The 14,854-nt window shown below is 73.6% G+C and carries 11 protein-coding genes; 6 read left to right on the forward strand and 5 right to left on the reverse strand.

The window, feature by feature from the left end:
- Window positions 1-311 (reverse strand): DeoR/GlpR family DNA-binding transcription regulator (locus AB0M46_RS48785; protein WP_363348111.1); only part of this gene is annotated, 311 nt, incomplete at its 3' end.
- 87 nt (window positions 312-398) lie between these two features.
- Window positions 399-1,103: a VanZ family protein gene (locus tag AB0M46_RS48790; RefSeq protein ID WP_363348113.1), complete on the reverse strand. Its 705-nt coding sequence runs from the start codon at window positions 1,101-1,103 to the stop codon at window positions 399-401.
- A gap of 125 nt (window positions 1,104-1,228) precedes the next feature.
- Here AB0M46_RS48790 and AB0M46_RS48795 point away from each other — a divergent pair, with 125 nt between their 5' ends.
- Both AB0M46_RS48795 and AB0M46_RS48800 read left to right on the forward strand, forming a co-directional pair.
- The gene (locus tag AB0M46_RS48795) at window positions 1,229-2,101 is read left to right on the forward strand and encodes a DUF72 domain-containing protein (protein ID WP_363348115.1); all 873 of its coding nucleotides are present in this window, start codon (window positions 1,229-1,231) and stop codon (window positions 2,099-2,101) included.
- A gap of 106 nt (window positions 2,102-2,207) precedes the next feature.
- The gene (locus AB0M46_RS48800; RefSeq protein WP_363348117.1) at window positions 2,208-2,639 is read left to right on the forward strand and encodes a hypothetical protein; all 432 of its coding nucleotides are present in this window, start codon (window positions 2,208-2,210) and stop codon (window positions 2,637-2,639) included.
- A 10-nt stretch (window positions 2,640-2,649) separates the two neighbouring features.
- On the opposite strand, the gene AB0M46_RS48805 is transcribed toward AB0M46_RS48800, so the two are convergent.
- Both AB0M46_RS48805 and AB0M46_RS48810 read right to left on the reverse strand, forming a co-directional pair.
- The gene (locus AB0M46_RS48805) at window positions 2,650-5,370 is read right to left on the reverse strand and encodes a cation-transporting P-type ATPase (RefSeq protein WP_363348119.1); all 2,721 of its coding nucleotides are present in this window, start codon (window positions 5,368-5,370) and stop codon (window positions 2,650-2,652) included.
- A 60-nt stretch (window positions 5,371-5,430) separates the two neighbouring features.
- Entirely contained in the window at window positions 5,431-6,120 is a 690-nt protein-coding gene (locus AB0M46_RS48810; RefSeq protein WP_363348121.1) for a M23 family metallopeptidase, read from the reverse strand.
- 196 nt (window positions 6,121-6,316) lie between these two features.
- On the opposite strand from AB0M46_RS48810, the gene AB0M46_RS48815 reads away from it, so the two are divergent.
- From AB0M46_RS48815 to AB0M46_RS48830, 4 genes are all read left to right on the forward strand, one after another.
- Window positions 6,317-7,231: a TerC/Alx family metal homeostasis membrane protein gene (locus AB0M46_RS48815; RefSeq protein WP_363348123.1), complete on the forward strand. Its 915-nt coding sequence runs from the start codon at window positions 6,317-6,319 to the stop codon at window positions 7,229-7,231.
- Window positions 7,232-7,364: 133 nt separating this feature from the next.
- Window positions 7,365-12,827, forward strand: coding sequence for a carboxyl transferase domain-containing protein (locus AB0M46_RS48820; protein WP_363348126.1), 5,463 nt, complete (start codon window positions 7,365-7,367; stop codon window positions 12,825-12,827).
- Window positions 12,828-13,023: 196 nt separating this feature from the next.
- Window positions 13,024-14,268, forward strand: coding sequence for a cytochrome P450 (locus tag AB0M46_RS48825; protein WP_363348128.1), 1,245 nt, complete (start codon window positions 13,024-13,026; stop codon window positions 14,266-14,268).
- Complete coding sequence (locus tag AB0M46_RS48830) at window positions 14,268-14,468, forward strand: ferredoxin (protein ID WP_363348130.1); 201 nt, start codon at window positions 14,268-14,270, stop codon at window positions 14,466-14,468. The genes AB0M46_RS48825 and AB0M46_RS48830 overlap by 1 nt, the downstream gene beginning before the upstream one ends.
- 11 nt (window positions 14,469-14,479) lie before the next feature.
- Here the strand turns inward: AB0M46_RS48830 and AB0M46_RS48835 are convergent, their stop codons facing one another.
- Entirely contained in the window at window positions 14,480-14,767 is a 288-nt protein-coding gene (locus AB0M46_RS48835) for an ankyrin repeat domain-containing protein (RefSeq protein ID WP_363348132.1), read from the reverse strand.
- Window positions 14,768-14,854: the final 87 nt, after the last annotated feature.

Raw genomic sequence — 14,854 nt, forward strand, 5'->3', positions numbered from 1 at the left:
CAGGTGGTGCCGCTGTCGAGGACGACGGCCTCGCCGTCGGTGATCAGGCCGGCGACCGCCTCGGCGATGCGGCGCTTGGCGTCCTGGCCCTCGTGTGCGCGCACGGCGAAGGGCGGTTCCTCGCCGCGCAGGGTGAGGCTGCGCGCGCCGCCGCGGTAGCGCTCCAGCATGCCCTGGTCGGCCAGCTGCTCCAGGTCCCGCCGCACGGTCATCTCGGAGGTGCCGGTCAGCTCCGCCAGCCGCGTGACGCCGACCTGCCCGGCCTGCTGCACGGCGTCGAGGATGCGCCGATGGCGGTCACTGATCGTCATGCCGCCATTGAACACCGGAGCGGCAGTCAAAGCAACATTACGAACACGTTTGATGTTTGTATTGTTCGTAAGAGCCGGGCACGCGGCTCAGCCTGCCGGTGCCAGCGGGGCGCGAGGCTGGTCCGGCGGCGCTTGCGCCGTCGTGCGCCACCAGCGGCGCGACGCCAGCGCGGCCAGCACGGCGCCGGTGGCGTTGACCAGGACGTCGTCCACGGAGGACACCCGGTCCAGCCGCAGGACGTACTGCGCGGTCTCGACCAGGACCGAGCAGCCTGCCCCGAGCGCCAGGATCCGCGGCACGGACGCCAGCGCCGCGAACCGCATCGGGGCGAAGAACCCCAGCGCCGCGAAGATCAGCAGGTTGCCGATGATCCCCAGCGGCCCCATCGTGAGCAGGTCCCGCAGCGGTACCAGGCTCACCCGGCCGGGGACGACGCCGGCCCCGGGGCCCGGCATCATGGTGATCCATACGAACGGCAGCGTCCCGTGGACCATGCCCACCTCGGCGAGCGACGTCCGCCACGCCGATGCGCCGCCGGTGGCGCGCCGGGAGCGCGCCAGGGCCCACACCGCCAGCGCGGCCAACGGCACCGTGACCAGCATCATGAGCAGCACGCCGTTCTCCGTGTCGAAGCAGCCGTGCCACCGCCCGGCCATGCACCTCGGGGCGGACATCATGAGCGGCCGCCGTACGACGAACGCGGCGCTCGCCACGCCGAGGATCGCCAGGCCGAGGAGCACGATCCTGCGGGTGCGGCGGGGCGGTGCTGCCAGGGATGCCTTGTGGTTCATGCCCCCATTGGACACGGCGGGCTGTTGCGCGGGCGTATGCATTTCCCGATACGCCGGCGTGCACGAGGCTGTCCCCAGTGCCGGCTGATTTGCCGTGCCGGGCGGATGGCGGTCTCATGAACCGCATGGCTGTCATTCGCCTCGGTACATCGTCCTGGGCCAACCGGGACCTGCTGACCTCGGGCTGGTACCCGCGGTCGGTGCGCACGGCGGCGGACCGGCTCGCCTACTACGCGAGCCGGTTCGACCTCGTCGAGGCCGACACCGGCTTCTATGCCATCCCGGCCGCCGAGACGACCGAGGCCTGGGCCGCCGCCACGCCGGACGGGTTCACGTTCGACGTCAAGGCCTTCGGGCTGCTGACCGGGCACCCGACGCGCCTGGCCGCGCTGCCGGCCGACCTGCGCCCCGACGGCGTGGACGGCAACATCAAGCTGCGCCGCGGGGAGCTGCCCGAGGAGGCGGTCGAGGAGCTGTGGCACCGGCTGCACCAGGCCCTCGACCCGCTCGACGACGCCGGGCGGCTCGGCGTGGTGACCCTGGCGTTCCCGGCCTGGCTGGCCCACGGGGAGCGGGCGGTGCGCCGGGTGCTCGACACGATCGAGCGGTGTGCCCCGCGCCGGGCCGCCGTCGAGCTGCGCCACCCGTCCTGGTTCGAGGGCGGGCAGGCCCTGCGGACCCTGCGGATGCTGCAGGAGCACGGCGCCTCGTACGTGTGCCTGGACTCGACGCCGCCGGCCGCCACGGCCGAGCCCGCGCTCGTGCGGTTCCACGGGCACGAGGGCGGGGAGCCGGTCACGTACTCCGACCGCGAGCTCGAGGACCACGCCCTGCGCCTGCGCCATCTCGCCGGCGGCGTCGACGAGGTGCACGTGCTCGTGGACACGTGCTGCGCCGGCCAGGCCCAGCGCGACGGCGAGCGCCTCGCCGCGCTGATAGCCGGGATGGGCACGGCGCCCGCCCGGCCGAGGCTGCGCGCCGTGCGAGACGCCGTGTAGGACCGGGATGCGGACGGTGTCCGCTGGCCGGGGCCGCGCGCCGTGAGAACTGGGATGGAGACGACACTCGCCCGGCCGGGACCGCGCGCCGTGTAAGACTCGATGCATGGCGAGCGAGCAGGAGGAGGCCCGGGCACCGCGGACCCGGGTCGGTGCGGTGGTGGTCGCGCTGCTGAACGGCGACGAGGCGGCCGCCGCCCGGGCGGCCGAGCAGCCGCCCGAGGAGCACGACACGCCGGTGCTGCAGGCGGCCATCGCCCTTGCCGTGCGCAGCCTCTTCGACGAGGACACGCCCTCGGAGGAGATCACCGGGTTCGTCGCCGGGATGGCCCAGGACGTCGAGGTCGATCCGGCCGCGGCGGAGGCCCTCATCCGCGCCCAGCTCGGCGAGGGGCACCTGCTCGAGGCGTTCCCGCCGGAGGCCGTCGCCGACGCCACGTGGTCGACGCTGGGGTATCTCTGCGAGCGCCGCCTCGGCCCGGAGGACTCCCTGGAGCTGGTCGAGCAGGCCGAGCGGCAGGTGCTGCCCACCTCCTGAGTGCGGCACCTCACATGCCGGTGGCCGGTCGTGCCTCGGCGCGGTGCCGTTCCCGGCGGCGCAGGACGGCCTTGCGGGCCTCGGTGATGACGAGCAGCGGCAGGGCGGCGGCCAGGCAGACCAGCCACCGGGTGAGCGAGAGGCCCTCGGTGTGCAGCAGCCGCTGCAGCGGGCCGAACTCGGTGGCCAGCAGGATCGCGAGCACGGACAGGCCGGAGGTGACGACGAACCGGCGGTCGTCGAACGTGTCGAGGCTGAACACCGAGCGGGTCTCGCTGAGCACCGTCCAGGACAGCACCAGGTTCATGATCGAGAACGCGGTGAGGCCCATGGTGCGGTTCCCGCCGGCGACCACGGCCAGGGTGGCCGCGCCCATCACCACGCCGAGCACCGCGAGCCACCCCAGGGTGCGGCCGGGCAGCAGCGCCTCGTCGGACCGGCGGGGCCGGCGTTGCATGAGGTCCGGCTCCGGCCTGCCGTAGCCGAGGCCGATCGCCTGCAGGACCTGCGTGGTGAAGTTCACCCACAGCGTCTGCAGCGGCAGCAGCGGTACCCCCGCGGCCACCCCCAGCACGCTCGCGCCGAGGAACGTGGCGATGAAGCCGATCAGGGCGGCCATCTGGAAGCAGACGTACCGCTTCAGGTTGTCGTACAGCGCCCGCCCGATGGCCACCGCCTTGACGATGGTGGCGAAGTCGTCGTCGGTGAGGATCATGGCGGAGGCCTCCTTGGAGACCTCGGTGCCGGTGATGCCCATCGCGATGCCGATGTCGGCGCGCTTGAGCGCCGGGGCGTCGTTGACCCCGTCGCCGGTCATCGCCACGATGTGGCCCCGCCGGCGCAGGATCTCGACCAGGCGGACCTTGTCCTGCGGGGTGACCCGGGCGATGACGCCGATCCCGTCGATCTGCTCCACGGCCTCGGCGTCGCTCAGCGCGGCGAAGTCGGCGCCGGTGATCGCCCGCCCGTCGATGCCGAGCCGCTGGGCGATCGCCCCGGCGGTCACCGCGTGGTCGCCGGTGATCATGCGGACCTGGATGCCGGCCGCCTCGGCTTTGGCGATGGCCTCGCGGGCCTGCGGGCGCGGCGGGTCCAGGATGCCGGCCAGCGCCAGCAGGGTGAGCCCGCTAAGCGAGCCGAGCAGGTCGCCGTGCGGGTCGAAGGAGGCCGGGTCGTAGTCGCGGCGGGCGGTCGCCATGACCCGCAGGCCCTGGCCGGCCAGGCGCTCGTTCTCGGCCAGGTACTTCGCGCGCAGCCCGTCGTCGAGCGGTACCGGGTCCCCGCCGGGCGCCACGACGTGGGAGGCGCGGGCGAGCAGCTGGTCCGGGGCGCCCTTGACGAAGCAGCGGACCACCTCGCGGCCCGACTCGTCCGTCATCGCGTGGTACGTCGCCATGAGCTTGTAGGAGGCGTCGAAGGGGATCTCGCAGATCCTGGGGTACCGCTGCCGCGTCGAGAGCACGTCGAGGCGCCCCTTGGCGGCGAGGACCACCAGCGCGCCCTCCGTCGGGTCGCCGACCAGCTCGCCGTCGCTCACCACCGCGTCGCTCGCCAGCGCCATGGGCAGCAGGAACGGCTCGAGCGGCACCTCGGGCTGCCCGGCCGCGTGCCGGATGTCGCCGGTCGTGGCGTAGCCGTCGCCGCTGACGGTGTACCGCCGCCCGGGGATCGCCAGCTCCGTCACCGTCATCTGGTTGAGCGTCAGCGTGCCGGTCTTGTCGGAGTTGATGGCCGACGTCGAGCCGAGCGTCTCGGTCGAGCGCAGCCGCTTCACGATCGCCCCGGCCCGGGCCAGCAGCTGCGTGCCCAGCGACAGGATGGTGGTGACCACGGCGGGAAGCCCGGTGGGAATGGCCGAGATCGCGAAGGCGATGGCGGCGGTGAACACGACGCCGAAGGTGTTGCCGCGGTACAGGTTGAGCCCGATCGACAGCGCCAGCGCCACCCCGGCGACGAGCAGGATCTGGTTGGTCAGCCGCTGCAGCTGCCGGGTCAGCGGCGTCTCGGCCTCCTTGCCCGCCTGCAGCATCCCGGAGATGCGCCCCACCTCGGTCGCCATCCCGGTGGCGGTGACCACGAGCTCGCCGGTGCCTCGGGTGACGCTCGTGTGCATGTACGCCATGTCCGCCCGGTCCCCGAGCGCCGCCTGCTCGTCGGCCACCGCCTCGGCGTCCTTGGCCACGGGCAGGCTCTCGCCGGTGAGCGCCGACTCGTCGATCTCCAGCCGCGCGCTGCGCACCAGCCGCCCGTCGGCCGGCACCCGGTCCCCGGCCTCGACCAGCACCACGTCCCCGGGTACCAGGTCCTCGGCCGGCACCGCGGCCAGGTCCCCGCCGCGGCGCACCCGGGCCATCGTGACCATCGCCCGCTGCAACGCGCCGACCGCGGCCGCCGCCTTGCCCTCCTGCCGCAGCCCGAGCACGGCGTTGAGCAGCGTGAGGGCGATCAGCAGCAGCCCGGTGCCGACCTGCCGCAGCGGCCAGATACTGCCCAGGCCGGCGCACAGCAGCACGATCTGCATGGGATCGGCGTACTGGCGCGCGAAGGCCCTCCACCTCGGCTCCCGCCGCCCCTCGGCGAACCGGTTGGGGCCGCTCTGCTCGCGGCGCCGCACCACCTCCTCGGCGGCCAGCCCGGCCGGCTCCTCGACCCGCTGGGCGGTGAGCGCCTCGTCGGCGGACATGGCGTGGAACGGCAGGGACGTGCGGTCCGGCAGCAGTGACGTAGCCACAGCTGGCTACTACCCGCTGCGGGCCGGCTTATGAGTGGGCGCGCCGGTTGCTGGCGCGGGCTATGGCGGCGGGCAGTTGCGGCTGGTGCGCGTCTGGTCCGGGGACTGCGGGCCGTCGACGCGCAACGGCCCGGTGCCGGCGCTGCCGTCCGAGGTGATCCCGGAGGGCACCCCGTCGAAGACCGCCTCGACCTTGTCGTGCACGCCTCGGGTGCGGCGCGGGTCGCGGGTGTCGTCCAGCTGCTCGTAGTGCAGGTGCTCGACCGTGGTCGAACCGGTGCGGCCGACCTGGCCCAGCACGGCGCCGCGGGGCACCCGGTCGCCGGTGCGGACCGCGGGGGTGGCGGCGAGGTGGCCGTACTCCGTGAACCAGCCGCCGCCGTGGTCGATGATCACGCCGTAGCCCAGGCCGCCGCGGGTGCCCGAGGTGCCGGGGGCCGCCTGGGTGCCGTCGGACCGGGTGGCGCTCCAGCCGGCCCAGGTCACCGTGCCGGCGGCGGAGGCGATGACCGTGCGGCCGGCCGTGGGTCCGGTGGCGGCGAAGAAGTCGATGTCGTAGTCGTCGTGGCCGGGGTACGTCGTGAGCCGCCACGTCTCGCCGCAGGGGAACGGCAGCTGGAAGTCGGGGCGGGGGCCGGCCTGCAGCTTCGGGGGCGGCCCGTCGCGGTGGGTCAGCACGAGGTACGACACCAGGACGCAACCGGCGATGACGGCCAGCATCGTCGCCCGGTAGATGCCCCGCGCACGCACCGCCGCACTGTACCGGCGTTCAGTAAACGTCCAGCCAGGGCCGGTACGCTCGGCCGCCGAGGGGAGTATCCCGTCAGGCCGACCCGGTCAGGACGAGCCGCCCGCGCGGCTTCCGGGCGGCCGCCCGGCAACGGGTGGGAGAGACCTCGAACGTCGACAACGCGTTCGAGGGGGCTCCGTGTCCATCGCCTCGCCCATGCTCTGGGCCGTTACCGTCGCCGTCCTGCTGGGGCTGCTCGCCGCCGACTTCTGGCTGACCAGGAGGCCGCACGACGTGCCGATGCGCGAGGCCGTCGGCTGGTCGGTGTTCTACCTGGCGCTGCCGATGGGGTTCGCGGCGTACGTCTGGCTCGCCCACGGCGTCGAGGCCGGCGTCGAGTTCCTCACCGGTTACGTGGTGGAGAAGTCGCTGTCGGTCGACAACCTGTTCGTCTTCATGCTGCTGCTCGGCGCGTTCGCGGTGCCGGCGCAGCTGGCCCAGCGGGTCCTGCTCTACGGCATCGCCGGGGCGCTCGTGCTGCGGGCCGGGTTCATCGCCGTGGGGGCCGCGCTGATCTCGTCCGGCTCGTGGGCCTTCCTGCTGTTCGGGGCCATCCTGATCGGGACCGCGGTCAAGGTGCTGCGCGGCGGCGAGTCCGACGTCGAGTCGATGCGCACGGTCCGGCTGCTGCGGCGGGTGATGCCGGTGACCTCGCGGTACCACGGCGCGAAGCTGACCGTGCGGGCCGGCAACGGGCGATCGCTCACCCCGATGGCCCTGGTCGTGGGCGCGGTCCTGCTCACCGACGTGGTGTTCGCGGTCGACTCGGTGCCCGCGGTGTACGGCGTGACGAGCGACCCGTACCTCGTCTTCGCCACCAACGCGTTCGCGCTGCTGGGCCTGCGGGCGCTGTACTTCGTCCTGCGCAACGTCCTCGGCCAACTCCGCCACCTCAACCACGGTCTGGCGGTCATACTGGCGTTCATCGGCGGCAAGCTCGTCCTGCACTGGGCGCACACGGTCTGGCCGCAGGTGCCCGACATGCCGACCTGGCTGTCACTCGCCGTCATCCTCACCACACTCGTCGTGGTCACCGTGACCAGCTTGCTGACCAAGCCTGCGCGTGTCTAACAAAACCTTTGGAGAGTTTCCACAAAAATTGGCCGTGGCGGGGTGAGGGTTGGACGGTTTCCGTTACTCGCCAGTAGCCACGAAGGTTTGTTACGGATTTTCTGCTGTGTTGGATCTTTGAGAGGCTTGCCCGGTGATCAGCCGCATCGCCATCGTCAACCGCGGAGAGGCCGCCATGCGGCTGATCCACGCCGTCCGTGAGCTCAACGGCGAGAGCGGGGCGCCGCCGATCGAGACCGTCGCCCTGTACACGGACGGTGAACGGACCGCCACGTTCGTCCGCGAGGCCGACGACAGCTACTGCCTCGGCCCCGCCTCCGCCCGCCCGTACCTCGACCACGCCGTCCTGGAGCGCGCCCTCGTCGAGACCCGCGCCGACGCCGCCTGGGTCGGCTGGGGCTTCGTCGCCGAGGACCCGGCCTTCGCCGAGCTGTGCGACAAGATCGGCGTCACCTTCATCGGCCCCGGCCCGGAGGCGATGCGCAAGCTCGGCGACAAGATCGGCTCGAAGCTCATCGCCGAGGAGGTCGGCGTCCCGGTCGCCCCGTGGAGCCGCGGCGCGGTCGAGACCCTCGAGGCGGCCAAGCGCTCCGCGGCCGAGGTCGGCTACCCGCTGATGCTCAAGGCCACGGCCGGCGGCGGCGGGCGCGGCATCCGGGTGATCCGCAGCGAGGCCGAGCTGGTCGACGCCTACGAGCGCACCAGCCTTGAGGCCGAGCGGGCCTTCGGCAGCGGCATCGTCTTCCTGGAGCGGCTCGTCACCGGCGCCCGCCACGTCGAGGTCCAGGTCATCGCCGACGGCCAGGGCGCCGCCTGGGCCCTGGGCGTGCGGGACTGCTCCGTGCAGCGGCGCAACCAGAAGGTCATCGAGGAGTCGGCCTCCCCGGTGCTCGCCCCCGAGCAGGTCCGCGAGCTCAAGGAGGCGGCCGAGCGGCTGGCCCTCGCGGTGCAGTACCGCGGCGCCGGCACCGTCGAGTTCCTCTACCACCCGGGGGAGAAGCTCTTCGCCTTCCTCGAGGTCAACACCCGCCTGCAGGTCGAGCACCCGATCACCGAGCTGACCACCGACTTCGACCTGGTCAAGGCCCAGATCCACGTGGCCGGCGGCGGCCGCCTCGGCGACCTCGCGCCGGCCGAGGCCGGCCACGCCGTCGAGGCCCGGCTCAACGCCGAGGACCCCGACCGCGACTTCGCCCCCTCGCCCGGGCGCATCGTGCGGCTCGTCCTGCCCGGCGGCCCCGGCGTGCGGGTCGACACCGGCGTCAGCGAGGGCGACGTCATCCCGGCCGACTTCGACTCGATGATCGCCAAGATCATCGCCTACGGCCGGACCCGCGACGAGGCCCTCGGCCGGCTGCGCCGCGCCGTCGCCGAGACCACCGTCATCATCGAGGGCGGCGCCACCAACAAGAGCTTCCTGCTCGACCTGCTCGACCAGCCCGAGGTCATCGACGCCAGCGCCGACACCGGCTGGATCGACCGGGTCCGGGCCGAGGGCCGGCTGGTCTCCACCCGCCACTCCGGCGTCGCCCTGGCCGCCGCCGCGATCGAGGCCTACGAGGACGGCGCCGCCGTGGAGCGCCACCGGCTGCTGTCCACCGCGCACGGCGGACGCCCGCAGGTGCAGCACGAGAGCGGCCGCCCGATCGACCTCAAGCTGCGCGGCGCGAGCTACCGGGTCACCGTCGCCCAGACCGGGCCCCGCCGCTACCGCGTCGGCATCGGTGAGGCGCCCACCGTCGACGCCGAGCTCGACCGCTTCGACGAGCACACCGGCCGGATCCTGGTCAACGGCCGCCGCTTCCGGCTCGTCACCGACACCCACGGCCCCACCCACCTGGTCGAGGTCGACGGCGTCACCCACCGGGTGAGCCGCGACGAGGGCGGCGTGCTGCGCTCCCCGGCCCCGGCGCTCGTGGTCGCCACCCCGCTCGTCGCCGGCGACGAGGTCGAGGCCGGCGCGCCGGTGCTCGTGCTGGAGAGCATGAAGATGGAGACCGTCCTGCGGGCGCCGTTCAAGGCGCGGCTGCGGGAGTGTCTCGTCTCCGTCGGCAGCCAGGTGGAGACCGGCGCGCCGCTGCTGCGCCTGGAGCCGATCGGCGACGAGACCGCCGACGCCGGCCCGGCCGCGGGAGCCGGGGCCGCCGCCGTCGACCTGGAGCTGCCGCCCGAGCCCGAGGGGCTCTCCGCCCCCGCCCGGGTCGCCCGCGGCATCGCCGACCTGCGCAGCCTGCTGCTCGGCTACGACGTCGACCCGCGCGACGAGCGCCGGGTCCTGTCCGCCTACCTCGCCGCCCGCGCCGAGCTTGGCCGCCGGCCCCTCGAGCAGGAGGTCGAGCTGCTGCGGGTCTTCGCCGACCTCTCCGAGCTCAGCCGCAACCGGCCGGCCGGCGACGAGACGAAGGCCGACACCCGGGTGCACAGCCCGCGGGAGTACCTCCACGCGTACCTGCAGAGCCTCGACGTCGACCGGGCCGGGCTGCCCGAGGCGTTCCGCGCCCGGCTGGCCCGGGTCCTCGCCCACTACGGCGTCGAGGACTTCGAGCGCACCCCGGCCCTGGAGGAGGCGGTCTTCCGCATCTTCCTCGCCCAGCAGCGCGCCGCCGCCGACGTGCGGGTCGTCGTGGCCTTCCTGGAGCAGTGGCTGACCGAGCCGCTGCCCGGCAACGGCCTGCGCGAGCTCGTCGGCCAGGCCCTCGAGCACCTCATCTTCGCCACCCAGCTGCGCTTCCCGGTCGTCGGCGACCTCGCCCGCAGCATCGTCTTCCGCTGGGCCGCCCAGCCGATGCTGCGCCGCAAGCGGGCCGAGGTCTACGCGGCCGTCCGCGGGCACCTGCGCCACCTCGACGAGCACCCGGACGCGCCGGACCGCGCCGAGCGCATCGCCAGGATGGTCGCCTCGCCCGAGCCGCTCGTGCGCCTGCTGGCCCAGCGCATCGGCCGGCCCGGCGCCGACCACGGCCCGATGCTGGAGGTGCTCAGCCGGCGGTACTACGGCAACCGCGGCGCCGGCGACGTGCACTGCGTCGAGGTCGGCGGGCAGTCGTACTTCACCGCGGAGTACGACCGCGACGACGAGCGCTTCCGGCTCGTCGCCGCCGCCACCGACTTCGCCGACCTGCCCGCCACCCTCGAGCGGGTCGCCGAGCTCTCCGGCGTCGGCTCGGTCGCCGACGTGTACCTCACCTGGACCGACCAGCCCGACCCGGACGCGATGGCCGCGGCCCTGCGCGAGGTGATCGACCGGGCCGGCCTGCTCGACCGGCTCACCCGGGTCACCATCTCCGTCGCCGGGCGCACCGGCGCCGAGGTGCACCACCACTTCACCTTCCGCCCCGGCATCGGCGAGGACCGCGTCATCCGCGGCCTGCACCCGCTCATCGCGCAGCGGCTGCAGCTGCCCCGGCTGCGCAACTTCGACCTGACCCGGCTGCCGTCGGCGGACGAGGAGGTGTACCTCTTCCGCTGCGTCGCCCCGGACAACCCGGCCGACGAGCGGCTCGCCGCGATGGCCCAGGTCCGCGACCTGACCCCGCTGCGCGACGCCGACGGGCGCATCCTCGCCCTGCCCGCGGTCGAGGGGGCGCTGGAGGCCTGCCTCGACGCCATCCGCAAGGTCCAGGCCCAGCGGCCGGCCAAGAAGCGCTTCGACACCAACCGGATCACCATCTACTGCTGGCCGCAGAGCGAGCTGACCTTCGACGACCTCAACGCCGTCGCCCTGCGCCTGCTGCCGGTCACCGCCGGCGCCGGCCTGGAGGAGGTGCTGTTCCTCGGCCGCCAGCGCGACCCGGCCACCGGCGAGCTCACCGAGATCGCGCTCGAGGTGTCCTACGACGCCGGCATGCGGGTCTCCATGACCGCGCCGACCACCGAGCTCATCCAGCCGCTCGACGACTACCGGCAGAAGGTCCTCGCGGCCCGCCGGCGCGGCACCACGTACCCCTACGAGCTCACCGAGCTGCTGGCCGGCCAGGGCGGCAGCTTCGTCGAGCACGACCTCGACGACACCGGCACGCTGGTGCCGGTCGACCGCCCGCGCGGGCACAACCGGGCCGCGATCGTGGCCGGGGTCGTGCGCACGCCCACCGAGCGGTACCCCGAGGGCGTCACCCGCGTCGCGCTGTTCGGCGACCCGACGAAGGCGCTCGGGGCGCTCTCCGAGCCCGAGTGCGCCCGCGTCATCGCCGCGCTCGACCTGGCCGAGCGGATGCGGGTCCCGCTCGACTGGTTCGCCCTGTCCGCCGGCGCCCGCATCGCGATGGACTCCGGCACCGAGAACATGGACTGGGTCGCGGCGGCGCTGAAGCGGATCGTCGAGTTCACCCAGGGCGGCGGCGAGATCAACATCGTGGTCGCGGGGATCACCGTGGGCGCGCAGCCGTACTGGAACGCCGAGGCCACGATGCTCATGCACACCCGCGGCATCCTCATCATGACCCCGGACTCGGCGATGGTGCTCACGGGCAAGCAGTCGCTGGACTTCTCCGGCGGCGTGTCGGCCGAGGACAACTTCGGCATCGGCGGCTACGACCGGGTCATGGGCCCCAACGGCCAGGCCCAGTACTGGGCGCCGGACATCCGGGCCGCCCGCAACGTGCTCATGTCCTACTACGAGCACACCTACGTCGCGCCCGGCGAGACCCGGCCGCGCCGCGCCACCACCGGCGACCCGGCCGACCGCGACATCTCCGGCTACCCGCACTCGGCGCCGGACAGCGACTTCACCACGGTCGGCGAGATCTTCTCCAAGGAGCACAACCCCGACCGCAAGAAGGCGTTCGACATCCGCACCCTCATGCGGGCGCTGGCCGACCAGGACCACGCGGTGCTGGAGCGCTGGGCCGGCATGGCCGACGCCGAGACCGCCGTGGTCCAGGACGTGCACCTCGGCGGGATCCCGGTGTGCCTGCTCGGCATCGAGTCCCGGTCGGTACCGCGGCGGGGCTTCCCGCCCACCGACGGCCCCGACACGTACACCGCCGGCACCCTGTTCCCGAGCTCGTCGAAGAAGGCGGCCCGGGCCATCAACGCGGCCAGCGGCAACCGGCCGCTGGTGGTGCTGGCCAACCTGTCGGGCTTCGACGGCTCGCCGGAGTCGATGCGGCGGCTGCAGCTGGAGTACGGCGCCGAGATCGGCCGGGCCATCGTGAACTTCCGCGGCCCGATCGTCTTCTGCGTCATCTCCCGCTACCACGGCGGCGCGTTCGTGGTGTTCTCCAAGGCGCTCAACCCCAACATGACCGTCCTGGCCGTGGAGGGCTCGTTCGCCTCGGTCATCGGCGGTGCCCCGGCCGCGGCCGTGGTCTTCGCCGGCGACGTCAACGCCCGCACCGCCAAGGACCCGCGGGTGGTGGAGCTGGAGGCGAAGGTCGCCGCGGCCAGCGGCAAGGAGCGGGCCGAACTCGCCGGCCGGCTCATGGACGTGCGGACCTCGGTCCGGGCCGAGAAGCTGGGCGAGGTGGCGGCCGAGTTCGACGGCGTGCACAGCATCCAGCGGGCCGTGCGGGTCGGCTCGGTGGACGCCATCGTGCAGCCCTCGCGGCTGCGACCCGACATCATCGCCGCCGTCGAGCGGGGCCTCGCCCGGTCCTGAACCACCCGGCCCGGCACATCGAACGCCGCCGCTGCGACGACCACTCGCAGCGGCGGCGGCTGTTCGCGGCGGCGGCGATCGCGTGGCCGGCCGGCGCCGGCGCTGCGGTGCGCGATTTCGCGATCACCGAGGGTCTGGTCAATCCCCGTCGCGTCGACAAAGATGGATGCCGTCGTGGAGTCCCACCGTTCGGGGGTTGGCGTTGACGTCCGCTGTACTGCCTCAGTTACCTCTGCCCGATGACAAGCGTTGCCCGTTCGACCCGCCGCCGGAGTACGCCGACCTGCGCGCCGGCAGCCCGGTGACCCGGGTCGCCTGCCCGACCGGCATCGAGGCGTGGCTGGTCACCCGCTACGCCGACGTGCGCGAGGTGCTCGGCGACCCGCAGCGCTTCAGCAACCGCCCCGGCACCGCCGCCCACCTGCTGCTCGGCTACGCCGCCGCGCCGCCCGCCGAGGGCGAGTTCCCGCGCATGGACGGCGCCGAGCACCTGCGCTTCCGCCGGCACATGGCGCCCGAGGTCTCCAACATCAAGCGCATCGCCGGCCTGCGCCCGCTCGTGCAGGGCATCGTCGACGAGCGCCTCGACGCGCTCGCCGCGCTGACCCCGCCGGTCGACTGGTACGCCGAGTTCGCCCGCCCGGTGACCACCGCGGTCATCGCCGAGCTGCTCAGCGTCCCCGAGTCCGACCGCGGCCTGTTCCGGCAGGCGGCCGAGGCCCTCATGGCCGGCGAGTCGAGCAGCGAGGACGTCGCCGCCGCGATGCAGCCGCTGTTCCAGTACCTCTACGGCCTCGTGCTGACCCGCCGCGCCCAGCCCGGCGAGGACGTGCTCAGCCGGATGATCGCGCGCAGCGACCAGACGGAGCAGCCGTTCACCGACATGGAGCTCGTCATCATGAGCGCCGCGCTGCTCATCGCCGGCTACGACACCACCGCCAGCATGATCAGCCATGGCCTGCTGGTCTTGCTGGAGCACCCGGAGGAGCTCGAGCGCCTGCGCGCCGAGCCGGCCCTGGCCGCCACCGCCGCCGACGAGCTCGTGCGCTACCTGGGCGTCCGCGCCGGCCTGCTGCGCGAGGTCACCGAGGACACCGAGATCGCCGGCCAGAAGATCAAGGCGGGCGACTACGTCGTCGTGGCCATCCAGTCGGCCAACCGCGACGCCGCCCTGCACCCCGACGGCGACCGCCTCGACGTGGGCCGCCCGACCGGCGCCCACGTCGGCTACGGCCACGGCCCGCACCAGTGCGTCGGCCAGCAGCTGGCCCGCCTGGAGCTCGCCACGGTCCTGGCCACCGTGCCGCAGCGCATCCCGTCGCTGCGCCTGGCCGTGCCGTTCGACGACATCCGCTTCAAGACGCAGACCCCCGTCCTCGGCCCGGTCACGCTGCCGGTCACCTGGGACGCCGTCCTGCCCGCCGCGGAGGTCGAGGCCTGATGCGGGTCGAGGTGTTCCCGGAGCGCTGCATCGGCTCCGGCGTCTGCGCCCTCGTCGCCGCCGACGTCTTCGACCAGCGCGAGGACGACGGCGTCGTGATCCTCCTCGACGACCGCCCGCCGGCGGACCGGCAGGAGTCCGTCTACGAGGCCGCCACCCGCTGCCCGGCCTCGGTCATCGAGATCCACGACCGGGAGTAGTCCCGGCCGGCTCACGCGGTGAGCGGCTCCAGCAGCGCGGCGGTAGCGGGCCGGCCCAGGTGGCGGGCCCAGTCCAGCGGGGTGGCGCCGAATCGGCGGTCCCTCGACCGCGGGTCGGCGCCCAGCTCCAGCAGCCGCCGGGCCAGGGCCACGTCGCCGGCACCGGCCGCGTGGTGCAGCGCTGTCTCCCACGGCTCCTCGACGGGGGCGTCGGCGCGGCCGGGCGCGTTCACGTCGAAGCCCAGCCCGGCCAGAAGGGCCACAGTGGATACCGAGGCCCGGGCGGCCGCCCAGAACATGATGACGGGGCGCGACCCGCGGGCCCCCTCGGCTGTGTTATATTGTTGGACTGCGTTCAAACTGAGCCAAACCTGAATTAGGAGTTG

It is taken from the genome of Dactylosporangium sp. NPDC051485, from assembly GCF_040682015.1.
In the GTDB taxonomy this organism is placed as follows: domain Bacteria; phylum Actinomycetota; class Actinomycetes; order Mycobacteriales; family Micromonosporaceae; genus Dactylosporangium.

Coding starts and splice junctions, on each gene's coding strand:
- AB0M46_RS48795 (WP_363348115.1), top strand. CDS start 1,229: ATGGCTGTCATTCGCCTCGGTACATCGTCCTGGGCCAACCGGGACCTG.
- AB0M46_RS48815 (WP_363348123.1), top strand. CDS start 6,317: ATGCTCTGGGCCGTTACCGTCGCCGTCCTGCTGGGGCTGCTCGCCGCC.
- AB0M46_RS48830 (WP_363348130.1), top strand. CDS start 14,268: ATGCGGGTCGAGGTGTTCCCGGAGCGCTGCATCGGCTCCGGCGTCTGC.
- AB0M46_RS48800 (WP_363348117.1), top strand. CDS start 2,208: ATGGCGAGCGAGCAGGAGGAGGCCCGGGCACCGCGGACCCGGGTCGGT.
- AB0M46_RS48835 (WP_363348132.1), bottom strand. CDS start 14,767: ATGTTCTGGGCGGCCGCCCGGGCCTCGGTATCCACTGTGGCCCTTCTG.
- AB0M46_RS48790 (WP_363348113.1), bottom strand. CDS start 1,103: ATGAACCACAAGGCATCCCTGGCAGCACCGCCCCGCCGCACCCGCAGG.